Source organism: Bacteroidales bacterium, from assembly GCA_021648725.1.
Lineage (GTDB): Bacteria > Bacteroidota > Bacteroidia > Bacteroidales > JAADGE01 > JAADGE01.
Window position 1 is genome coordinate 1 of sequence record JAKISF010000042.1, and the last position, 23832, is coordinate 23832.

Here is a 23832-nt window from a genome sequence, read left to right on the forward strand (position 1 = left end):
CCTGTTCTTTTATGCTTTCAAGATGCTTGGTTTTTGTAGATTTAAGTTCTATTACACCGATAGCCAAGGGGACATGTCCCCTTGTATCAAGAATTGCACCATCAGCTTTTCTTGCATCATTAAGATTTTTAAATTCTGTTGTAAGGTTAAAATCATTATCCAGATTAATCGTATATCCCAATGTTTCAACAAATATTTCACGCAAAAATCCTTCTTGATAGTTTTCTTCTTTCAGTTGCATGATGTTATGCAATCGCAACTTATCACCGTAAAACTTTTGAAAATTCTCATAAGCTTTGCTTACTTTTTCCTTATCAAGATTTTTAAGATATTTGTTAGTTACTGATTTTTGGAATAAGGACATGATTTGGGCTTGAATGTTTTAATTTTGAATGTAAAATTAGAAAATTAAAACCTTTTTTCTATAAATAATGTGTTTTTTTCAGATAGGAATTACCAAAATTGAATTTGAAAAATAGTTTCTTTTGCATAAAGCTTTTTGTAAAAATGAAATGTAATATATTTGTATGCAAAAAAAGGAATTAATATGAAAATACAATATTGTTCAGATTTACATTTGGAATTTCCGTATAATAAAGAATTTCTGAAAAATAATCCTTTACAAATAAAAGGCGATATTTTGATATTAGCAGGAGATATTGCTCCGTTTAAAGAATCAGGTAAACATAAAGCATTTTTTGATTTTGTTTCCGATAATTTCAAGTTTACATACTGGATTCCGGGAAACCACGAATATTATCATTTCGATATTGCCGATAAAGGAACAGTTTTTAATGAGGAAATCAGGAAAAATGTCTTTTTGGTTAATAATGTATCGGTAATTCATGATAATGTGAAATTTATATTTTCAACTTTATGGACTAATATAAGATCTGCATATCATTGGCAAATTGAAAGAGGGTTGAGTGATTTTCATGTAATAAAATATTACGGAGCAAAGTTTTCTGCTCCACGGTACAATAAGTTGCATGAAGAGAGTTTAGAATTTATTAAAAAGGAACTGGCTGATAACAGCTCAAAACATACAATTGTTGCAACTCACCATGTTCCTACTTTATTAAATTATCCGAAGCAATATAAAGGAGATATTTTAAATGATGCTTTTGCTGTTGAGTTGTTTGATTTTATTGAAAACTCCGATATTGATTGTTGGATATTCGGGCATCATCATGAAAATATGCCTGAGTTTAAAATAGGAAAAACAAAAATGCTTACAAATCAGTTGGGCTATGTAGAATATGAGAAAATTGACAAGTTTGATACCGGAAAATATTTTGAGATTTAGTAATCTTCTATGTTTTAATCCAAATTTTTCGCAATCTATTTCCCGATACAGAAATTAGCAAAAATGTTATTAAGTATCTCATTGTCAGAATACTCCCCTGTTATACCGCCGATATAGTTTAAGGTTTCACGAATGTCCTGAGCAATAAAATCTCCCGACAATCCGGATGTCAACCCGTTTTCAACACGCAATGTTGCATCATAAGCATTTTGCAGAAGTTCTAAATGCCTTGTGTTTGTTATAATTGTTCCGGTTTTATCAATATTTGAAAATTGAACGGCATCCGATAAATAATCCGTTAATAAGGAAATATTTTCTTTGTTTTTTGCAGAAATTCTTACGATTTGAAAATCATTGCAATCAATAATTTGTTTTTCGGAAACAGATTTTATTTTGTCAATCTTATTTATAACAACAATCAATTTTTTATCTTTTGTTTTTTTTGAAATATCTGATAATTTATTGCAGGCATCAGCATCATTTGCATCAACCATATAAAGAATAATTTCCGCATTCTCAATCTTTTGCATTGTGCGTTTAATTCCGAGATTTTCAATTGTGTCTTCTGTTTTTCTTATTCCTGCTGTATCTATAAACCTAAATAAAATTCCGTTAATTGAAATAATGTCCTCAACGGCATCTCGAGTTGTACCCGCAATATCCGAAACAATTGCTTTGTCTTCGTTCAACAGTGCATTAAGCAAAGTTGATTTGCCTACGTTCGGCTCTCCCACAATTGCGACAGGAACACCGTTTTTAATAACATTTCCGTATTCAAAGGATTTAATTAGCTCGAAAGTCTTTGTTTTTATTTTATTAACAAGTTCATTTAATTGAGAGCGGTCTGCAAATTCAACATCTTCTTCACTAAAATCTAATTCAAGTTCTATTAAAGAAATAAAATTTAAAAGTTGAGAACGAAGTTCTTGAAGTTCATATTTAAAACCTCCCCTCATTTGCTGTATTGCTACTTTATGTGCCGATTTTGATTCGGAAGCAATTAAATCTGCTACTGCTTCGGCTTGCGAAAGATCAAGTTTTCCGTTAAGAAATGCTCTTTGTGTAAATTCACCGGGGTTTGCAGTTCTTGCTCCTTTTTTAATCAGTAAATTAAGGATTTTTTGCTGAATATAAATTGAACCGTGACAAGATATTTCAACTGAATTTTCTCCTGTATATGAATGCGGTGCTTTAAAAATGCTTATTAAAACCTCATCTATAAGTTCTTCATTATCTTTTACATAACCATAACTGATTGTATATGCATCTTGGTTTGCAAGTTTCTTATTATGTTTATTGAAGAAAAGAGAATCAACAATTTTAAAGGCATCATTGCCGGATAACCGAATAACAGCAATTGCACCGCTTCCGGGCGATGTTGCAATTGCTGCTATTGTATCGTCAATCGGCATAAGCAGTTTTATTTAGATAATATTTCATTAACTCGAAGCAACTCTTCTCCGATATCTCTTTTGCCCTTAATTGTTTTATTAAAAGGCACATGCACAACTTCATGATTTGTATATCCGACCATAATACTTCTTTGATTATCCATTAAAGCATCAACAGCCTCAACACCCATTCTGCTTGCCAAATACCTGTCAAATGCAGTAGGTGAGCCTCCTCTTTGCATGTGTCCCAGAACATTAACCCTGACACCGTGATCTTTATATTTTTTTCCGAATGTTTTTGCAACCTCAGCTGCACCGCCGATATTATTGCCCTCTGCTACGATAATAATATTTGATGTTTTTTCTGTTTTTGAAAGAAATTCTTCTAATTTTTCCTCCTGTCCTTCAACTTCCGGAATCAATACCATTTCAGCACCGGTTGCTATTCCTGCTTTCAGTGCAATAAATCCTGCATCACGCCCCATTACTTCTACAAAAAAAGTTCTGTCGTGCGAATGTGCCGTATCTTTTATTTTATCAATTGTTTCCGTAACTGTGTTTAAAGCGGTGTCAAATCCGATAGTATAATCAGTTCCGAACATATCGTTATCAATTGTTCCGGGCATTCCTACGAACGGAATATCATATTCTTGCGAAAAAATACCTGCACCTTTAAAACTTCCGTCGCCTCCGATAACAACAACGGCATCAATTTTATGTTTAAGTAGGTTATCATAAGCTTTTTTTCTGCCTTCAACAGTTCTGAACTCATCACTTCTTGCCGTACGCAAAATAGTACCGCCTCTGTGAATAATATCTCTGACTGTTTTTGATTTCAGTTTAATAAAATCATCATCAATCATTCCTTTATAACCTCTGTTAATACCGTAAACTTCGAGCTTATAATACAGTGCTGTTCTTACGACTGCTCTCACAGCCGCATTCATTCCCGGAGAATCTCCTCCGGATGTAAAAACTGCTATTCTTTTTATCTTTTTCATATTTCTTTTTTAATCACTTGTCATAATAAATAAAGGATTCATTTCAAAACTTTTATAATGAGGCCTTAAACGTTCTGTATTATAAAATTTATCAATTTTTACAATTTTTGATTGGCTGGTAACAACATCAATAGGCACGTTATCATATCTTCCGTTTTTTAACACTACGAGTCTTCCGTGTAAGCCTTTTAAAATTAAATCTAAAGCTAAATTTCCGTATGCCATCGGAACAATTGAGTCGATAGCATCGGGGTCTCCTCCTCTTACCAGATATCCTAATTTTTGATTTATTACATTTATACGTTTTCCGTTATTAAACTTCGGAGAAAGTTCTTTTAATTTTTCAGAAACCATTTCGCCTATTCCTCCGAGTTTTGCATGCCCGAATTGATCTTTTTCGGCATCTTTAAAAACCATCTCTCCGCCTTTAAACATTGCACCTTCCGAAACTAATACAACTGAATAATTACTCGGATTTTTATACCTGTCTTTTACAAGCAACTCTGTTAAGTTTTCTATTTCAAATTTATATTCCGGAATTACACATCTGTTTGCGGCACCTGCCATTGTAGGCAGCATTGCTGTATATCCTGCATATCTTCCGAATACTTCAAGAACCAATAAACGTTCATGCGAACCTGCTGAAGTACGAAGAGTATTTGTCATATTTATTGTTCTTGTAACACAAGTACTGAACCCTATGCAATAATCTGTACCCGGAACATCGTTATCCATTGTTTTGGGAATTGCAACTACTTTAAACCCCTCTTTATATAAACGCACACCGTAACTTAGGGTATCATCACCGCCTATCGGAATCAAATAATCTACACCGAGATAATTTAAATTATCAATAACTATCGGGGTTAAATCGTTAATTTCTTCTTTATATTTATCTGTTAAATGTTCCGGCACATTTATTTTCGGAAGGTGGCTTGGTCGAGTTCTTGAGCTGTGAAGAAAAGTTCCTCCGGTTCTTCCTGCTCTGTTAACAATATTTTCAGAAAGTTCAATGAAATTATTACTGTTATCAAACTTTTTATCTTGTACCATTTCAACAATTCCTGCCCAACCTCTTCTTAGCCCGATTACTTTATAACCTTCTCGAATTGCTCTGATTGTAATTGCTCTGATTGCAGGGTTCAAACCCGGAACATCTCCGCCTCCGGTTAAAATTGCAATTGTACCTTTACTTTTTGTTGCCATTTTTTTTATTAATTATTAATTATGCAAAGTTAAAATTTTGTTTATTTATTGTTTGAATCTTTTTTAATATATTTTAAGCTTATTTCTTTTATATGTGCATGTTTTTTTGCTGTTTTTTTGCTGTGGTCTAAAACCCATCCGGATATTGATTCTAATACCTTGTTCTTATCAGTTGTGACAGTTACGGAATAAACTTCAAACTTTCCGTCTTTAACCATAGTTCCTACGGAGTTTAAATCTTTTGTTCCGTCTGTATAGTTAGCTATGATAGTCATTCTTTGGTTAACAGATTTATCATCCGGAAATATTTTTATATTTGCCTGAAGTTTATATTGTCCGTGTTTTTTTAAAAGAATTTTATACGGTATCGGATTTTTCTCTCCGTCTTCAGGCAGTTTCCATTCTTTTTTAAGTTTCCATAAATTTAAAGTATCTTTATTTTTCAGGTTTTCTTCTTTTTTTCTTTTTATTTCATTTTCAATTTCCTGTTCCAACTCTTTATTAGTTGATTTAAGAGATGAGCTGACAGAATCATAAATAACCAAAAACTTATTTGTATGAAATGTGTAATATTTTACTGTTTTATTAAAATCTTGCCTTGATATATTATGTTTTTTTAAAACATAGTTATAAATACTTATTGAATCTTTCAAACTTCTGTTTAACTTAATATTTGATGCTGTAATTATGCCTTCTGCTTTATGCAAATCAATTAACAAACTTAAAAACACGTCATCATTAAGTATTTCTGTTCTTTTTATCTCTTCTGACTCTGAGCAACTTAAAATAAAAGTTACAGCAATAATAAGTAAAGCAAATCTATACATTATAAATATTTTTTAAAGTATCGAAATAAGCAATATTTTTCCTATTTTCAAAAGTAAATATAATTTAGAATTATTCTAAGCAGGCATGATAAAGATATTTTAATCTTTTTTTCTATTTTTGGAAACAAAATTTAAATTTTGCAATAAACATAATTAATAACAAAATCATATGAAAGAAAAAAAACATCCCGAAAAAAGCAGTGAAAAAAAGTCAACTTCACGTCGTGATTTTCTAAAAAAAGGACTTCTTGCAGGAGCAGGAACTGTCCTTGCGGGAGGTGTTGTCGGCTCATTTAATGCTTTTGCACAAAATGAAGATACAATATATGTTTTAGGTTCTGACATGAAAGTTTTATCTGTTCCTAAAAGTCAGGTTAAAGAGAGAAACATACGAGAAGAGGATCAGATGCAAAAAGAAGGCAGAGAGGGCATACCCGGAAGAAAATGGATAAAAGTAATTGACTTAAGTAAATGTAAAAATGCACGTTTATGTATGGCAGCCTGCCAAAATGCACATCAATTAAAACCGGAGCAACACCACGTTAATGTTCTGCGAATGGACAGAGGCGGAGAGACTGCTCCGTTTTTTATGCCTAAGCCTTGCCAACACTGCGATAATCCTCCGTGTACAAAAGTTTGCCCTGTTGATGCAACATTCAGAAGACAAGACGGATTAGTGTTAATTAATAATGAAAGATGTATCGGTTGCCGTTTTTGTATCGCAGCATGCCCATATTCTGCAAGAATTTTTAACTGGACAGAACCAAAAGATGCAGAAAAATATAAAAATGTTGAATACGATGTTGAACTAAATGTACCGCAAAAAAAGGGAACTGTTTCTAAATGCTTGTTCAGTGCAGACTTATTGAGAGATGAAAAATTGCCTTATTGTGTAACAGCATGCCCTAACGGAGTATATTGGTTCGGCGATGAAAATGAAAATGCAGTAACTAACGGAACAACAAAAGAAACCGTCAATTTTAAAAAGCTTATAAAAGATAATGCTGCATACGTTTTGCTTCCGGAATTAGGAACTAAACCGAGGGTTTATTATCTACCGGAAAAAGATCGCTTGGTTCCGTTTACTTATGAAGGAAGTACCGAAATAAAAAAAGAAGAACATTAAATAAAGTAACTTAAAAATAATTAATATGTCTGAAATAAAACAAAAAGAAGGACAAAAAAAGTCTTTAAATAAAATTGTTTCTGACCTGACAAGACCAATAAAAAACCATTACGGTTTCACACCTTGGATTCTGTTTTTATTAACAGTAATGGGAATCGGCTTATTTGCATATATTCTTCAATTAAGAGACGGATTAGGAGTAACGGCAATGAGAGATTATGTTTCTTGGGGGTTATATATTTCCTCTTTTATATTTTTCATTGCAACAGCATTAGTAGGAATGTTAATTAGTGCAGTGCTCGGATTAATAGGCGTTAAGTGGATAACACCTATAAGCAGAATAGCAGAAATGATAGCTTTAGGTTTTGCAATGTGGGCAGGTTTAATCATAATTTTCGATATGGGACGCCCCGACAGAGTTCTTAACATTTTTTTACACGGTCGCTTGCAATCACCGATAGTTTGGGATATAACAGTTGTAACAACTTATGTTGCAATAAGCATCTTGTTGTATTTGCTTCCTCTAATTCCGGATATTCCTTTCTTAAAAAAAACAATGAATGATCAACCAAAATGGAAACAAAAAATATATAAAGTTCTCTCATTCGGATTCAAAGGAAAACCTGAGCAATATAAACTGATAAAACGACTAATCAGAATTATGGCAATTCTTATAATTCCGGTTGCTCTTGCTATTCACACCGTTACATCATGGCTGTTTGCTGCAACTTTGAGAGTCGGTTGGGATTCAACAATTTTCGGACCGTATTATGTTTCGGGAGCATTTGTTGCAGGAGGAGCAGCAGTTATAATTGCAATGTTCGTTTTCAGCAGAAATTTCAGACTTAAAGAATATATAACAAATCTTCATTTTGACAAAATGGGGAAACTACTTGTTATGCTGATGCTTGTTTATTTGTATTTTAACATTAACGAATATTTAGTACCTGCTTATAAAATGAAACTGGAAGACGAGCCTCATTTAATGGGTTTATTTACCGGTAAATTTGCATTAATGTTTTGGACAGTTCAGTTGGGGGGATTAATAATACCGACAATATTATTATTGTTTAAAAAAATGAGAAAGCCTGTACCTTCATTAATAATCGGCATTGTTGTAGTTATAGGTGCATTCTTCAAACGTTATTTAATTACAATTCCTACATTACTGCATCCGCATTTGCCGATACAAAATGTACCGGAAGAATTTTCAACATATTGGCCTACTGCTTTTGAATGGACTATTACAATGATGGCTGTTGCAGGTGCGGTTCTGATAATAACGATACTTGCCAAACTATTCCCTGTGATGCCTATATGGGAAACAGCACATGAAGAAGGTATCACAAATGATGAAATGAATAAATTTGCTGAAGGCAAAAACATATAATTATTATTCTGTTTAATTGAAAAAATGATGAAACATCTTATACAATCAAAAAAAATCGCAATATCCGTATTTATTCTTTTTGTGCTTTCTTCATCTTTAAATGCACAATGGAATATACCTGACGATGCAAAGAACATGAAAACTCCGGCAGCTACCTATGAGGCAATAAATATAGGTAAGGCTATTTTTGCAAAAGATTGTTTGCCTTGCCACGGAACACCCGGAAAAGGAAACAACAATGCCGGCATAAATGCAACTGACTTGGGGGCAGAAGAATACCAGACAAAACATAATGCGGGTCAAATGTATTATCAGTTTAATACAGGAATGGGAATAATGCCGTCTTTTAAAGACAGATTTGAAGAAGAAGACAAATGGAATATTGTTTTTTATGTGAAAAGCTTTGATAAAGATTTTAAAGTAACAGGAGAAAAGCCTAAAACAATAAATGCAGATTTTATTTTAAAAACAGACGAATCAGCCTCTAAGGTTTTTGCAAATGTAGTTACCGTAAATGATAAAGGAGACTCGATTGCTGCAAAAGATATAGGTATTAATTTTTATGTAAAACGTGTTTTCGGGAATCTTCAAATAGGAGATGCAGTTTCAACAAATCAAGTCGGAACTGCGGTGTTAAGCTTTCCGGATGATATTGCCGGAGATAAAGACGGTAAAGTTGTTGTTTTTGCAGACTTTGCAGACCCGGATACATACGGAACAAAAATAAAGTCAGTTGAATTAAATTGGGCAAAGCCGCTACACTATAAAAATCCGGTTTTGGAGCGTTCCTTATGGGGACCTAACAACAGGGTTCCTATGTGGTTATTATTGTCGTATTTGTTTGTAACCGGAGGTGTTTGGCTTACAATATTTTATGTTGTTTTTCAAATAAGGAGAATTAAGAAAGCAGGGCAATAATAAATAAGTTATATTTCCGAAATAACCTTATTCAAATAATCATTAAACGGTTTTTGAGTTTTAAAAATTGAAATTAAATGATTGAAAAAATTATTTGATAACAGTTCTTTATTTGTCAGCTCTTTTATTACGGTATAACTTTTATAGTTCAGCAAATCAATGTCAGAAAAATCTTTCGGGAAACCTCTCGGAGCGGTTTTCAGCTTTTCGCCGTACATTTTCGGAAAAGTCTTATTGAAGCTTTTGTCATGAATAATTTCTTTTACAGTATTCGGGTTATCAAAAATATCTTCTCTCACAGTCCTTAGCACAGTTGCTTGCGGACAATATATTCCGCCTCCGGCAAATGATGCATTAGGCTCAGTATGAATATAGTAACCGGCAAACTCACTTTTTCTTCCTCCTTTTGAAATATATGCTCCGAAGTTTGGTTTATAAGGTTCTTTATTTTTTGAAAATCGAACATCTCTGTATATTCTGAATATACATTCTTTGGCAGAATTTACATCAATAAACGAATCAAACTCTTTAATTTTTAAAATTAAAACATTAACAAATTCTTCAAAAGTACTTTTTGCATCTTCGTATAATGTTTTGTTTTCTTGAAACCATTCTCTGTTATTGTTGGCTTTTAGTTGTGTGAGAAAATTTAGGATTGTTTGCATACTAATTTTTTTTATAAAGCAGGTAATATCTTTCTGCTACAGATTTTGCAGAATATTTTTTTACATTATTGATACCGTTTTCAATTATCTCAGTTCTGTAATTGGCGTTTGAAATTAGCTTTTCCAGAGCAAGTTTTATTTCGGAAACATTATAAGGGTTTACTAATAATGCACCTTCTCCCGCAACCTCTTTCATCGGCAACAAATCGCTTGTTATTAAAGGACGACCGGTTGCTTGTGCCTCTAATATCGGAACTCCGAAACCTTCATAGGTTGAAATAAAAGTTATAATATCTGCATTTTTGTAAGCCTTAACAATCTCAGAGTAGTTTAAGTTATATTTATTTTCATAATCAACATTATGTTTTGAAAGAAGTTTTATTTGCTCACCGGATAATTTACCGATTATTGTAAGTTTACATGTAATTCCGTCAAGAGCTTTTATTAAATTCGGTAGGTTTTTATTCGGTTTTGTTCCTATTTGTAAAATATTAGGCTTCTCTGAATTAAATTGTTTTTCGGAAAATTTAATTTCGGGGGAAACACAATCCGGTATAACTATAATTTTTTCAGGTTTAATTTTGAAGTGTTGTAAAATTTCATTTTTTGTAAATTCGGAAATTACCGTTATGTATTTTACACGAGCAAACGGCATTGTAAACCAAAAAAATCGAAGAATTTTATTTTTAATCCCGGATTTATTCAAAACAGAGCCGATATCATGCACGGTAAGTATTGTTTTTTTCTTTTTTAGAAATAAAGCCGCAAAATGAATATCGCCGGTTATATGATTAACGTCTCCTTGATGAAAAGCAGATTGTATTGTAATAAAAAGCCGTTTAAAAAAACCTTTGCTTGGGTATTTTGCAAAAATATTTTTGTATTCTATATCTTTTGGCAATTCTTTTTGCAAGGCAAAGAACTGTTCTTCGATGCTGTGGAAAGAATCAGAAGGTTTTCGGAAGAAATAGGATATTTTCATTATTTTATTCTGATAAATTTATCAATACGGGGAAGAATAAATCTTACAATAAGGTAAAATACTAAGAAATACATAAATAAATTACCCGAAATTTTTGTAATGTTTTTGCCGTTAATATTAATTAAAAAATACATGGGGAAAATTAAAGCATAACCCCACATAGGGTTTTTAGAGTAATTTACAAAATATTTATACATTAACCCTGTAATAAGTCCGAGTATAAATATTGCTATCATCATGTAAAAAGAGCCATAATCAGCGTAAGCCTGAGCCATATATCCGACACTTATAGATGTTCCTTGTTTTGTTCCAGCAAGCTGAATGCCCGTAAGTTTCATTGTTTGTTCGGAGTCGTCAATAGCTTTTTTGTTCGAAAAAAGTATGCGAGGCATTAAAACATGCTTTATTGCATTGTTCCAGTTTTCGCCGTCCATATAAGACTGTTGTTTTGGAATATAATTCACTGTTGCAGAAAAGTATTCTAAAAAGAAGATTCTTTTAACCATAGATTCCAGCCCCACTTTATATGTTTCAAGGGTTAATTCTGTTGTTAATTCTAATAATCTATCTAATGCCTCACTTTTTGAAACAGTAACAGTTTGTGCACGTTCTCCTCCTGACAAAAACATTCTGTATTCACCCTTTACATAACTCCATACAGCACCGATATTGAATAAAAGAACAGCAAAAAAGGTTATAAAAAGTATTTGTTTTGTTCCTTTAATTTTATTGAAAGTTAGGTAAATTACCGGCAGCAGAATTAATATTTCTTTAAATTCAGAAAAATATCCTGTAAAACCTGTTAATACTTCAAAGCCTAAAATAATTGAAACTAACAATAATTTTTCATTCTTTTTAATTGAGAGGTAGAGCATTATAAACAGCAGCGACCACTTAAAGTAAGAAAGTATATTTACGGGCTGTGCTATTCCCGGAATTTTAAACCTGATAAAAGCAAAGAATATTCCTGAAAATACCGTAAATAAAGCATATATAATTATAACGTTTGTTGTATTATAATTTTGTAATAATTTAATTGGTGTTATTCGTTTTTTAATATTATATATCGCAAGTTTTAGGCCAAGAGCAAAAAACAGCAGTCCAAGAAGACTTAGCCAATAAGTTTTATCTATATTCTCTAATGAATAATCTGGTCTCCATAGCAAATCTATCATGTTTGCATCAGCAATACTAAGGTATATGTAGCCTATAGTTATTGAGAGCCATTGAAAACCTACACCGGCAATAATAATCGGAGGCGTGCCTTCTCGCCAAAAGAATTTAAAGATTATTATCAATAAAATAAATCCCGCAGATATTTGTCCAAAATAATCACTAAATGCAGAAATTATTATGAAAATAGCAGAAATTATATATAGTGCACTTGGTATCTTGCTGTTTTTCATTAATTTAACTAATTTTTTTTATGTTTTTCAGCATTATCCAACTCTGATTTTACGATATTCAAAATTTGTTTAAAATTATCTTGAAGCATATTGTTTCTGTTAAATTATACACTCTTGTTCTAATTCGTTACTAGTAGATTTTAGCATATTTAATAATTTATTAGAATAACTAAATGTGTTTACAGTATCATTAAACAATTTTTTGTCATATATTTCATAAAAGTTATAGTAGGTTAAATCAAAGTTATACCAATCTTGAATAATCTTAAAAACCTCGGCATTTTTATTTTTTATATCATTTATGCTAAACAAAAGACAATCTTTCGGGTATTTTTTTTTGTAATTTAAAATAGACTGATTATATTTAATCCATGATATAGCATAATTATTTATTTCTCGTCTAATATACAAAGGATAAATAGCTTGTAATAACAATCTATTTTTAAAACGAAATATTTTAGTTTTAAAAATAGTGTAGTGTGTTCTTCTTACCAGAGAATTTACAACTTCATTATATGGTCTATATACAGCTAAACATCTCATTTTTAGAATGTTTTTTTTCCAACTTTCTAAATATAGTGTTCCTCTAGGCTCTTTCCATGCCCATTGTTTTTCGACACTTCTTTTTTTAATATATCCTAACAATTTTTTTTCAGACATGTCAGATAATAAAAAAATTTGCCGGTTTTTAGTTCTTAGTCCTGTGGTATGTAATCCTTTTTCTCGTAAGTCAGTTTCATGTATATTTACAATTTCCCAATCTTCAAAATGACCTTTTTTATTAGCAAAAGCCGGCTTCATAAGATTTTGCCCCATATTTAATCCGCAATTATGAAGCCAATTTGCAGTTAAACTTGTTCCTGACCGGTGCATTCCGGCTATTGCCAATACTTTTGCCATCTTTTATATTGAAATTTAGTTATTAATATTTATTATAAAATTAATTTTCTGTTTTTAAAACTATAAAATATGTTTAGGAGTATAGTAAATACAAAAAAATTTACTATTCATGGTATAAATATTCATCAATAAACCCCTTTCTTATTTTTGCATAAAATTGATGTTCTTTTTTAAATAGCATCAAAATTCGGACAACAAACCATCTAAAAAATAGTAAAAAGAAATTGTCATATTTTACTAGGATAGAAAAATATTTTCTTGACAGTTGAAATTTTCTTGTAAATAAAAGAGTCAAAAATTGGTTAAAATATATGTAATAATGTCTCCATTTTAATACTTTTTTTGCTCTCTTTTTATAATCATCGTCAAAAACAGAAAGGAAACATTCATATACAGTATAATTTTCTTTTAATTTATACAAAGCAACATTAATATTCCTACTTAATTGACCTTTGTGAGTTCTTATCCGTGTTAAAATTTTACCAAGTTCTCCAACCTGTGCTACTTTTGATAAACGACACCATAAATCAAAATCTCCGGCGTATATCATAGTTTCATTAAAGAAACCGACTTTTTCAACATATTTTTTATTCAAAACAACATTTGAAATATTTCCCGGCATACTCCCGTATGAAATTGAACGAACAGCATGTTCATGTGTTGAAATAACTCTGTCTTTAAAAGTGTGTGGTGTATTAATTATATTGTTATTTTTATCAATGTTTTGAAGTCTTGAAAACATGAAACTGATTTTTGGGTTCGTTTCAAAAAAATTAACAGCTTCAGAAAGACAAAAAGGAAGCATTATATCGTCTTGTGCCCAAAGATGAATTAACGGAGATTTAGCTTTTTTTATTAAAAAATTTAAAGTCGGGAAAAGCCCTTTATTTCGGTCGCTTTTAAACAGTTGTATTTTATTGTTTTTATATTTTGATAAAAACTCAAAACTTTTATCAGAAGAGCGATCATCACAAATCAGAAATTCATAATCGTCCATATCCTGATTAAGAACCGAATTTACAGATTCTTCAAGGTATTCCATTCCATTATAAACGGGGAGTATAACTGATATTTTAATAGCTTTATTCATATAATTTCTTGTTCTATTGCTTTTGTAATTTTTTCAAAACTCCACTTGTTAATCATTTCTTTTGATTTTTTTCCAAAATTAGAATAATTATTTTCAAACAGTTTTATTTTTTCTTTCAAATCATCAATATTTCGCGATTTAAAAATAAATCCATTTTCATTATTCTTAACTAAATCAACAGCACAGCCTACTTTATCGGAAACTAATATTGCTTTACCGCAAGCCATTGCCTCATTTATTGCAAGCCCCCATGTTTCGCCCGGACCTTGTGACGGCAACACAAAAACATTACAAAGTCGGTAAATAACCGGCATTTGAGATTGATTTTGAAACGGTAAAAATATTACATTTTCTCCGGCTTTATTTTTCATTTCTGTTTCTAAATTTCCGCTCCCGACTAATAAAAACTTATATTGAGGAAATTCCTTTGCACTTTCAATTAGTAAAAGCGGAGTTTTCTTTTTTTCAAATTTACCGACAAAAAGAAAAACTATGTCTTCTTTTTTTATATTTAATTTTTCTCGCCAATTATTTGCTTTTTGAATTTTTTTGTTGTCTTTATCAAAAAATCGCTCATTATCAATGGCATGCGGAGCAAAAATAAGTTGATTTTCTTTTAAGCCATGCTTTGAAAAATATTTTTTATTGTTTATTCCTACATAAAAGGCAAAATCAATATATCTGTAAACAAACTTTAACCAAACTCTTCGTAAGATAGTCTTATAATCTTTCTCCTCATCAATCAATGTTGAATCTCCTCTGAAATAAACGAGGATTTTACCTTTAAAATATCGCATTGCCTTAAAATGAGAATGATGATTCCACCCGAAAACAAGAATTGCATCGGCTTGCCATTCTTCAATTTCTTTATTTAATGTCGGATTTATTACGCCCTTATAACTGCCGGAATTTGGTTTTTTTGAAATATTTTTCACAAAAGTATAGTCATATCCCTCCAAAAGAGGAATATCCCATTTTATTTCTTTGCCGAACTTTTTATCATATACTTTTTCTTGCGACTGCTCCCAAGTGTAAAAAACTTTTATATGAATTTTATTTCTTTCTGATAAAAGTTTGAACAGTGGTGAATAATACTGTATAGGGTGAGTTATTATTATTGCGAGTTTTTTCATTTGTTATACAAAATGTTATAATTTGGCTCGGTATCTTCGGTATAAAAATCAACATTAAAATTTTCAATTGTCCTTAAAATTAGATAGACTTGTTCTTGCGACAAATAATCTTTCCATTTGGATATTTGTTTTTCTTTTGAAAAATTAGATTTCTCATCAGTTGTAAAACTTGGTTTAAAAATATATGAATAATTTTTTATAATATCTGTACCAATCCACTCTGACAGACGTGTTAGTTCTTTTTGAGGATATAGCAATAAACTCTCATAAGAAATAGTCAACCATTTTTTATTATTATATTTATGTTTAATCGGGTATAAATTTGTAATAGCCCAAATAGCAGATAAATATTCTTCTTTTGTTGTAATTTTTTCAAATTGTTCTCTATATTTAATATAGATTTCTTTATGTTTCCCTTCAAAAAGTCTCGGAATAAACTCTTTCTTAAAACTAAAACCCCGTTTTAATTGAGATGCGACAACAGCACACGGATGCCGAACCAAAAGAATTGAGTTGATTTCAAAATTATTCACTAACCACGGTAACATTAAATTACCAAAACAGAATTTATAAATATATAAATCATAATTCTTAATTGCTTTAAAGTTGTTAAATCGGAACAATTTTATATTAATTATTTTTTGAGAAAAAAGTTTATTAAAAAAGAGTTGGGCATCTTTCCATTTTGCATTTTCAGGAATATATTGATTCCAATCAAAACCAACATTTTCTAGTTCTGGATAAGCAAAAGGGTTTATAAAAGAAAAATCCCTTTGTTTGTATTTGAAAAGGGGTTCCCATACAATAATTGCTTTATTTTCTTTGTTTAATATATCGGTAAGCCAAGTTGAGCCTCCACGAGGAGATGAGAAAACAGAAATGATTTTTACTCGTTTTTTCCGTTTTTTTCTTATCAGAAAAAGGTAGAAATTAAAAATATCTTTAATCTTTATTAAGTATTTACTTTTCATTAATGTAATTTATTTATAAATATTTCTCACCCAAAAGTTTAAACAACGGCGAATAATATTGTATGGGGTGTGTTATGATTGTTGCGAGTTTTTTCACAGTAAAAAATATTATTTTATAAATTATCTGAAAATTCTTTTATCTGTTTCTGAATTGTATTTTTCACTTTCGTTAATTCCAGTTCCTTCTCAAGTATCATTTCTGGCCAATCTGAAATATTTATTTCTTCAAAATAATTTAAACTTTTGATTACATGCAAATTATTACGAGAATTATATTTTATTGCATAAAAAGATAATATATCTTTTATTGAAAATTGTTTGAGAATAAAATAGACATCAATAACATCTTTTGAACGTGTTCCGTTTCCTGTAATTGCATTTAATTTCATTGCCGCAATATCTTCTACCGACAATAAATTTATATTTTCGGTAAAAATTGGAGGATTAACAAGCGCATATTTATGTGTTAAAATATCTATTTTTATTCCTTTAATACTTCCTTTTAATGTGTTTTTTGAAGAATAATTCAATCTAAATTCATATTTTTCTTCAAGAAATTCTAACATTTCATTAAGGGCAAAACCTTCTTGCGAAAAAAAGTCTAAATCTATTGACCTGCGATGCCCCAATTGTAATGCAAGAGCTGTTCCGCCTACAAGATGAAAATTTTTTAATGTTTCTTCTTTTTGCAATTCAATTAATAATTCCAGTGTATTTGATTCGATTGTATTTTTGTATAGCATTTGAATTTATTTTTTGGAATCTCTAAAAAAAGACTTAACCAAGATAATGTTTTTTTATCTAAAAAACCTACATTTACAATCTCTTGTTTTATTATTTCTATACCGTAATATTTTATAAGCTCTTTTACATGAGCTATATCACCCAGTGTAAAAACACGTTCGATAATTAAACGTTTGTTTTTATTCTCATCAAAAGTGTTAATATTTATATCCCAAAACAACTGTTCGGGTAGGTTAATTGAAAGCATTTTATTTAGATTTTAGAAAACTGTATTGTGAGTTATGATTATTGCGAGTTTTTTCACTACAAAATTGTTTTATACCAATCAATTGTTTCTTTTATACCCCTTTCAATACCAAATTTTGGCGACCAGCCAAGATTTTTGTGTATTTTTGATATTCCGATTGAGCGTCTTCTAATATTGTCGATATCGCGTTCGGGAACATTTTCAACTGTTACGTTTTCAATATTTTTTGAAATAATTTCAACTAATTTTTTAACAGAAGTTTCAACAGTTGTTCCAATGTTAAAAATATCGCCGTAAGCTCTTGGGTGAACTGCTGCAAGAATTGTTGCATCAACTGCATCTGTAATAAAAGTGTAGTCACGAGTTTGTTCGCCGTCGCCAAATATTTTCAATGTTTCTCCCACGAGTGCATTATGAACAAATTTGCCAAGAACGCCAGCGTATAAGTTTCGCGGTGTTTGTCCGTATCCGTAAACATTTGAATATCTGACAACGGAAGCCGGAATATCGTAATTCCTGCAATACATAGATGTGTAGTTTTCCCCAAGCAGTTTTGTGGCAGCATAATTACTTAAAACATCTATTCGGTCGTTTTCATTTACAGGTAATTTAACTGAACTTCCGTATATTGAAGTAGAACCGGTATAAATAAATCGTTTTAAATCAGGCAAATTATTATGACGGATATATTCAAGCATATTTAAAGTGCTTTCTGCATTTATTCGCAAATGTATATTAGGTTCTAATCCTGATGATGAAATTTGCTTGCAGGCAAGATGAAAAATATAGTTTACATTTTTAAACAGCGGAAATAACTTTTCTTTATCGCAAACACTTATTTTATGAAATTCAATTTTATCGGCAACCTCCGAAAGCATTGCTTCTGAACTGTTAGACAAATCATCAACTACGATTACTTCGCAGTTATAATCATTTACAAGGGTTTTAACTAAATTATGACCTACAAAGCCGGCACCTCCGGTAACCAGAACTTTTTTATTTTTTATTTTTTCTTTATGGTTTATCATTTTTTTTGAGTAAGTTTTCAACAGGTTTAACAAATTCTTTTGTCATACCAAGTGCAGTATGCTTTTGAATTAATGGATTTGAGAGGTCAAATTTAACAAACTTATCTTTTTGATTTATTAAATCTGTAATTTTATTTTTCAACTCCGATAATTTCGTTTCAGGAAGTTCTTTTTGAGAATATGTTACGATATATTTATAATTAAGCTGTTTGAGAAATTTAGCCGGAAAAGAATCATTGTGCAAAAATGCAATAAATGGTTTACCCGATGCTATAAGCCCCATAAGTTTTGATGCGGCGTAATAGGGTTGCATTCCTCCGAAAAGTAAAATAATATCTGCGGACAATGTTAGTTCTACCGCTTTTTTATACGAAACACGTAAAGGATTTTCTGTCATATAGCTTTGCATACCGAATTTTTCAATCCACTTAAATGTCTGTTGTTTTGCAAGTCCCTCTCCCGCATAAGAAGTTCCGAAAAACCCTATTTCTAACGGCGTATCTTTTTCTATTTCAGATAATGATTTTAATAGGGGCTCTAAAACAAGGTAAGCATTGTTCCATACAGCACCGATATATCTAAAAATTACTTTATCAGAAATGCTCTTTTGAGCTTTTAAGTAAAAATCTGAGGGTTCTACACCATAAGGTATTGCGAGAAGCGGTTTATTTTCGATGTAATATCTTGATTCTAAATTATTATTTATTCCTTCGGAAACAGAATAAATAATGGCTGCTTCTAAAACTGCTTTTTTCTCAAATTTTCGAGCTATTTTTTGAGAAATTCTTTTTTTAAAATTTGCATCTTTCGGGATATCCCCCACAAACCAAGGGTCAATAAAATCAATCCCGTAAGGGATGCCTGTTTTTCGCTTTATGCGAGGAGCAATAAGCAGAATATACCAGGGCGGAACAGGGTAAAGTATAAAATCAGGCTTCTCTTTTTTAGCTGCTTTTTTTATTGCAGGCAAAAGGTAAGGTATCATTCGCAAGCCCAAATCTCCGATACCGAATTTTCTTGTCTTTTTTTGATTCAGCGCCTTTACAACTGTTAAATCAAAATCGTTTCCTGCAAGTTCGGTCATCCAGGCATCTTCTTTTTCTTCTCTGTATTTTGCTTCGGTAGTAAATACATGTGGATACCAGCCTAAACTTTTCAGATGCTTTACCATCAACCTTACTCGCTGCGAAGGCGGCAGTGCCGATGGCGGAAAATGTGGTGCTATGATGAATATTTTCTTCAATTTAATATTTTTTCTGTTAAGTAAGCCGGTATATAATGTATATTATTTTGCAGGGTATTAAGTTGCAAATTTACTTTAAAAGATTGTGAAATGTTCTCAATTTTGTTGAAAATAACCCGACTATTTTTGTATTTTACCCAAAAAAGTAGCGACGATTTCAGTATTTTTGTCCAATTTTTCAATGGTTTTTTATATAGACAAATGTTATACCTGACAAACTATCACTAATACTCACACAATTAAAAGATTTCAAACATTCCGGGTAAGGACAATCTGCTTCAAAAACAGCAAAATTGATATGATATTTTTTTATAAACTCTACTTGGGATTTTTCCAAATTTTCAAATTGATTGTTATTTTTTTGAACTTCTACAAACCTATAAAACGGTGTATTTTTAATTATTTGTTGAATATTTTTATCATTCCTTTTATTATAAACAGAAAGAGAAACCAGATATGTATTTCTTTGTATAATATGGTTTATTCCACCAATTATCGGAACATGCGGATTACCAAACGTCGAGTTTAAAAATCTCCCTTCTGCAACAAAATAACAACCTAATTCACTTAAATCATTTTTTTTAATTTTATTGTAAAAGGGCTTTGATATTGATATTTCTCTAAATTCAGTATTATTAAATGTATAGAGCCATGAAAAAATCACTTGTAAAAAAACAGCAAAAATGATTATATAATTATTATATAAATTCTTTTTTGCTTGTAAAGAATTAAAAACTTTACCTAAAACAATAACAGAAATAATTAATAGAGATGTATTCAGAACAGAAGTAACAATCGCAAAGGATTCTCTGTTTATTATTCCGGAAGTAAAAATTATTCCTAATAATGAAATTAAAAGAAAAACTATTACAGGAGCAGAAAATAATATTTTAAGACGTTTCGAGAAAATAAACATCAAAAAAGCAACTGTTAATGAAAAATAATAAATTGGCAATCTGAATAAATAATCTACAAACATTTTTTTCAAAAAAGTTGAAAAATATGATTTTGTGAAATAATTATCAAAAGATAAACCAACATCTTTTTCGCCACCCCAAATATTGTAATATAAAAAATATATCAGCAAAAATATAATAAGAACTATTATCATTCCAATATATTGTTTTTTTCGCTCTTTGATAAAAAGAAACAAAAAGAATATTCCCAAAGCTCCAAAAACAGTAAAAATATATACAGGATGAAGAATGACAGTAACACAAGCCAATAAAACTAATAAAACATAGTCCTTCTTGTATAATGAAATTGCAACAAAAGGAAACAACAGAAAAGCAGCAATAAATTTAGGATAGAAAAAAACATTTGTGCTGAATCCCCCTTTAAAAGGCAGAATACCCCCCAAAACAATCAACAAAGATGCAAAAATTACACTTTTAAAGTTCTTTTGTTTAAAAACATTAATAAACATTTGACTAAAAGATACTGCACTCAATACCGCAACTAGCGGGATAAACTGATATACAAAAACAAAGACAGAGGGGATATTTGAAAAATTCAATAAAAAGGAGTTTACCCAAATATCAAAATTATGATATGGTATTTTGATGCTTTCGCTCCCTTCATTAAATATAGTATACCATAGATTGCAAGCCTCATTATTAAAGCTGTTAAAGGTTTCTGCAACCGAAACGTAATAGTTATAATCACGATAATACAGATGAATATTGCCTCCGTCATATTCTTTCAACCACTGAAATAAACTAAATAAAAACAAGATAAAAATATATGGCAAAATATATTTAATTTTCGGAATAAAAGATTTTATTTCAATTGATTTTAAGCTAAATGATTTTCGTTGTAAAAAAAGATATAAAATAGCTAATTCAATGAATAAGATATTAATTGTTTTATATCCTGCTTTAACAAAAGAATAAACTATTATGGCAACAAAAAAACCAAAAATAATTTCGTAACCAATGTTTTTTCTTCTAACTTTTTCCTTATTATTAAATAAAGAAAAAATCAAATGTCCAATTAATGCAAAAAGCATTAATAAGCCAGAATTAACTGCGAATAGTATAGTGATACCTATGAAATTCATATTTTATACCCTATAAAACAATTGAATCTTATTTGTAATTATTTCCACATTTTCATTTGACAATTCAAAGAAAAAAGGCAATCTCAAAAGTCTGTTTTCGTAATAATCAGACATTTTCAGTTCCCTATTTCCGTGAATTTCTTTATAAAATTCTGATTTATGAAGCGAAAGATAATGAAAAACAGCAAAAATACCGTTTTCTTTTAAATATGCAAGCAAATTCGTTCGCTCTTCGAGACTATTGCAAACAATGTAAAACATATGTGCATTGTTACTTGCGTAATCAGGAATTTGCGGAAGTTGTATTAAGCCTTTTCCTTCAAGAGGTTTTAATAACTTATAGTATTGTTGCCAGATTTGCTTTCTTTTATTTTGGATGTTGTCTAGGTTTTCTAATTGGGCATATAAAAATGCGGCAATCATATCTGATGGTAAAAATGAAGAGCCAATATCTACCCAGCCGTATTTATCGACCTCTCCTCTGAAAAATGCAGCCCTGTTTGTTCCTTTTTCCCAAATAATTTCGGCACGTTTTAAAAAGCGTTCATCGTTGATAATTAGTAAACCGCCTTCGCCCGATTGCAGGTTTTTTGTTTCGTGAAAAGAAAATGCACCAAGATGACCTATTGAGCCAAGCGGTTTGCCTTTATAAAAACTATCAATTGCTTGTGCGGCATCTTCAATTACAAAAAGATTATATTTTTTTGCCAAAGCCATTATCTTATCCATATCGCATGCCATTCCGGCATAATGAACAGGAACTATTGCTTTGGTTCGTTCGGTAATAAGTTCTTCTACCTTGTCGGCATCAATATTTGGTGTATTTTTTTCGCTGTCGGCAAATATTATTTTTGCTCCTTGCCTTACAAAAGCATTTGCCGTTGAAACAAAGGTATAGGAAGACATAATAACTTCATCTCCTTGTTTTAAATCAATTAACATTGCAGACATTTCAAGTGCATCGGTGCAGCTTGTTGTCATCAATGTTTTTTTGAAACCATAGCGTTGTTCAAAAAAAGTTTGGCATTTTTTTGTAAAATATCCATTGCCTGATATATGATTATGCTCATATACGGCTTGAAAAATATAGTGTGCTTCTTTGCCTGTTAGGTATGGTTTATTGAATGTTATATTATTCATTATAAGCTTTTTAATAATTCTTTAAGTTCATATATCGGTATTATTTCAATGTTATGTTCTGTCTGTTCTGATTGCGAAAGGGTTACAATACACGATTTTGATACGGGTATTTTCTTTTGAGCATAAATTAATCCGCTTATTTCTCGTTCTCTATTTTTTGTATTTACTTCAAAAGTAGCTTGAATTGCTATTAATTGTTTGCCTTTTTTTACAATAAAATCGCACTCTTTATTTTCATTACACAAGAATACATCATTATACTCATATTTTAGTAATTCTGAAAATACAAAATTCTCAAACAATTTTCCTTTATTTTCTGAAAAATTTAATGAAGTTGCTGTTATTAAACCGTTGTCAATAGTATATAATTTTCGTTTCGATTTTAATTGTTTTTTTATTTTGAATGAAAATTGTGAAATTTCGTATATTAAAAATGCCTCTTGCATGGCGTTTATATATTCTTTGACAGACAAATCGTTTATTCCGGTTGCTTTTGACAGGCTGTTGTATGAAAATAATACGGATAAATTATTGAATATATAAAATGCGAGTTCTTTGAACGATTTATTGTCTCGTATATTTTTATTGATGATACAATCTTTTATTAAGATACTGTCGTAGTAGTTTGTTAATATTTCGTGTTTAATTTGCTCGCTGTTTTTTAATACAATTTCAGGAAATGTGCCGTGTTTTAAGCTGTTTTCTAATATATTTAAAACTTTTGGTTTGTTTTGTAAAATTGTAAGATTATCTGTAAAGTTATAATAATTTAAAATTTCGGATAAAGATAAAGGATACATTTGTGAACTGATGTATCTACCTGATAATAAATTAGAATAATCTCCGAGGGCTATGGTTTAAATATTCTGCGATTTAATAAACATTGCATAATTAACTTCAATATTTTGATATTTCAGATAGCCTGTCGGGTCCAAGAGCACTATTAATCATTTCCTTGATAATATCAACTCCCTTATATATTTCCTTAAACCTAAACCAGTTTAAATAGTTTTGTAAATATTTTGTTGCAACACCATGTAGGATATTTTCAATCCATTC

Annotated in this window: 23 protein-coding genes; 4 read left to right on the forward strand and 19 right to left on the reverse strand. The window is 30.5% G+C overall.

The annotated features are described in order from the left end of the window. Positions 1-364 (reverse strand): hypothetical protein (locus L3J35_12435; GenBank protein ID MCF6366994.1); only part of this gene is annotated, 364 nt, incomplete at its 3' end. Between the two features lie 183 nt (positions 365-547). Here L3J35_12435 and L3J35_12440 point away from each other — a divergent pair. Then, entirely contained in the window at positions 548-1306 is a 759-nt protein-coding gene (locus L3J35_12440; protein MCF6366995.1) for a metallophosphoesterase, read from the forward strand. 35 nt (positions 1307-1341) lie between these two features. Here L3J35_12440 and mnmE read toward each other — a convergent pair whose 3' ends face one another. The 4 genes from mnmE to L3J35_12460 are packed head-to-tail and all read right to left on the reverse strand — an operon-like array spanning position 1342 to position 5731. After that, positions 1342-2718: a tRNA uridine-5-carboxymethylaminomethyl(34) synthesis GTPase MnmE gene (gene mnmE, locus L3J35_12445; protein MCF6366996.1), complete on the reverse strand. Its 1377-nt coding sequence runs from the start codon at positions 2716-2718 to the stop codon at positions 1342-1344. An 8-nt stretch (positions 2719-2726) separates the two neighbouring features. Beyond that, positions 2727-3698 (reverse strand): 6-phosphofructokinase, encoded by a 972-nt coding sequence (gene pfkA, locus L3J35_12450; GenBank protein MCF6366997.1) that lies wholly within the window; start codon positions 3696-3698, stop codon positions 2727-2729. Between the two features lie 9 nt (positions 3699-3707). Further along, a complete protein-coding gene (locus tag L3J35_12455) occupies positions 3708-4904 on the reverse strand; it encodes an ATP-dependent 6-phosphofructokinase (GenBank protein ID MCF6366998.1) in 1197 nt (398 codons plus the stop codon). Between the two features lie 41 nt (positions 4905-4945). Then, positions 4946-5731, reverse strand: coding sequence for a DUF4296 domain-containing protein (locus L3J35_12460; GenBank protein MCF6366999.1), 786 nt, complete (start codon positions 5729-5731; stop codon positions 4946-4948). A 169-nt stretch (positions 5732-5900) separates the two neighbouring features. On the opposite strand from L3J35_12460, the gene L3J35_12465 reads away from it, so the two are divergent. The 3 genes from L3J35_12465 to L3J35_12475 are packed head-to-tail and all read left to right on the forward strand — an operon-like array spanning position 5901 to position 9165. Beyond that, positions 5901-6857, forward strand: a complete 957-nt coding sequence (locus tag L3J35_12465; protein ID MCF6367000.1) for a 4Fe-4S dicluster domain-containing protein — start codon at positions 5901-5903, stop codon at positions 6855-6857. A gap of 25 nt (positions 6858-6882) precedes the next feature. Further along, positions 6883-8247 (forward strand): polysulfide reductase NrfD, encoded by a 1365-nt coding sequence (gene nrfD / locus L3J35_12470; protein ID MCF6367001.1) that lies wholly within the window; start codon positions 6883-6885, stop codon positions 8245-8247. 24 nt (positions 8248-8271) lie between these two features. After that, positions 8272-9165 (forward strand): cytochrome c, encoded by an 894-nt coding sequence (locus L3J35_12475; protein MCF6367002.1) that lies wholly within the window; start codon positions 8272-8274, stop codon positions 9163-9165. Positions 9166-9173: 8 nt separating this feature from the next. Here L3J35_12475 and L3J35_12480 read toward each other — a convergent pair whose 3' ends face one another. From L3J35_12480 to L3J35_12545, 14 genes are all read right to left on the reverse strand, one after another. Next, on the reverse strand, positions 9174-9830 hold the full coding sequence (locus L3J35_12480; protein ID MCF6367003.1) for a DUF2461 domain-containing protein: 657 nt from the start codon (positions 9828-9830) through the stop codon (positions 9174-9176). Between the two features lies 1 nt (position 9831). Then, a complete protein-coding gene (locus tag L3J35_12485) occupies positions 9832-10812 on the reverse strand; it encodes a glycosyltransferase family 4 protein (protein MCF6367004.1) in 981 nt (326 codons plus the stop codon). Beyond that, positions 10812-12218 carry a hypothetical protein gene (locus tag L3J35_12490; protein ID MCF6367005.1) on the reverse strand — a complete coding sequence of 469 codons (1407 nt, stop codon included), beginning with the start codon at positions 12216-12218 and terminating at the stop codon, positions 10812-10814. Before L3J35_12490 ends, L3J35_12485 begins: the two co-directional genes overlap by 1 nt. 99 nt (positions 12219-12317) lie before the next feature. Continuing rightward, positions 12318-13118 carry a hypothetical protein gene (locus tag L3J35_12495; GenBank protein MCF6367006.1) on the reverse strand — a complete coding sequence of 267 codons (801 nt, stop codon included), beginning with the start codon at positions 13116-13118 and terminating at the stop codon, positions 12318-12320. 103 nt (positions 13119-13221) lie between these two features. Next, the gene (locus tag L3J35_12500; protein MCF6367007.1) at positions 13222-14208 is read right to left on the reverse strand and encodes a glycosyltransferase family 2 protein; all 987 of its coding nucleotides are present in this window, start codon (positions 14206-14208) and stop codon (positions 13222-13224) included. Next, on the reverse strand, positions 14205-15341 hold the full coding sequence (locus L3J35_12505) for a glycosyltransferase family 4 protein (GenBank protein MCF6367008.1): 1137 nt from the start codon (positions 15339-15341) through the stop codon (positions 14205-14207). Before L3J35_12505 ends, L3J35_12500 begins: the two co-directional genes overlap by 4 nt. After that, the gene (locus L3J35_12510; protein ID MCF6367009.1) at positions 15338-16312 is read right to left on the reverse strand and encodes a sulfotransferase; all 975 of its coding nucleotides are present in this window, start codon (positions 16310-16312) and stop codon (positions 15338-15340) included. The genes L3J35_12505 and L3J35_12510 overlap by 4 nt, the downstream gene beginning before the upstream one ends. A 113-nt stretch (positions 16313-16425) precedes the next feature. Then, the gene (locus L3J35_12515; GenBank protein ID MCF6367010.1) at positions 16426-17055 is read right to left on the reverse strand and encodes a nucleotidyl transferase AbiEii/AbiGii toxin family protein; all 630 of its coding nucleotides are present in this window, start codon (positions 17053-17055) and stop codon (positions 16426-16428) included. Next, positions 17010-17303, reverse strand: coding sequence for a hypothetical protein (locus L3J35_12520; protein ID MCF6367011.1), 294 nt, complete (start codon positions 17301-17303; stop codon positions 17010-17012). Before L3J35_12520 ends, L3J35_12515 begins: the two co-directional genes overlap by 46 nt. 56 nt (positions 17304-17359) lie before the next feature. After that, complete coding sequence (locus L3J35_12525; protein MCF6367012.1) at positions 17360-18331, reverse strand: NAD-dependent epimerase/dehydratase family protein; 972 nt, start codon at positions 18329-18331, stop codon at positions 17360-17362. After that, positions 18318-19574, reverse strand: a complete 1257-nt coding sequence (locus tag L3J35_12530; protein ID MCF6367013.1) for a glycosyltransferase — start codon at positions 19572-19574, stop codon at positions 18318-18320. The genes L3J35_12525 and L3J35_12530 overlap by 14 nt, the downstream gene beginning before the upstream one ends. A gap of 178 nt (positions 19575-19752) precedes the next feature. After that, positions 19753-21633: a hypothetical protein gene (locus L3J35_12535; GenBank protein ID MCF6367014.1), complete on the reverse strand. Its 1881-nt coding sequence runs from the start codon at positions 21631-21633 to the stop codon at positions 19753-19755. A 3-nt stretch (positions 21634-21636) separates the two neighbouring features. Next, the gene (rffA, locus tag L3J35_12540) at positions 21637-22773 is read right to left on the reverse strand and encodes a dTDP-4-amino-4,6-dideoxygalactose transaminase (protein ID MCF6367015.1); all 1137 of its coding nucleotides are present in this window, start codon (positions 22771-22773) and stop codon (positions 21637-21639) included. After that, positions 22773-23573 carry a DUF4143 domain-containing protein gene (locus tag L3J35_12545; GenBank protein ID MCF6367016.1) on the reverse strand — a complete coding sequence of 267 codons (801 nt, stop codon included), beginning with the start codon at positions 23571-23573 and terminating at the stop codon, positions 22773-22775. Before L3J35_12545 ends, rffA begins: the two co-directional genes overlap by 1 nt. Positions 23574-23832: the final 259 nt, after the last annotated feature.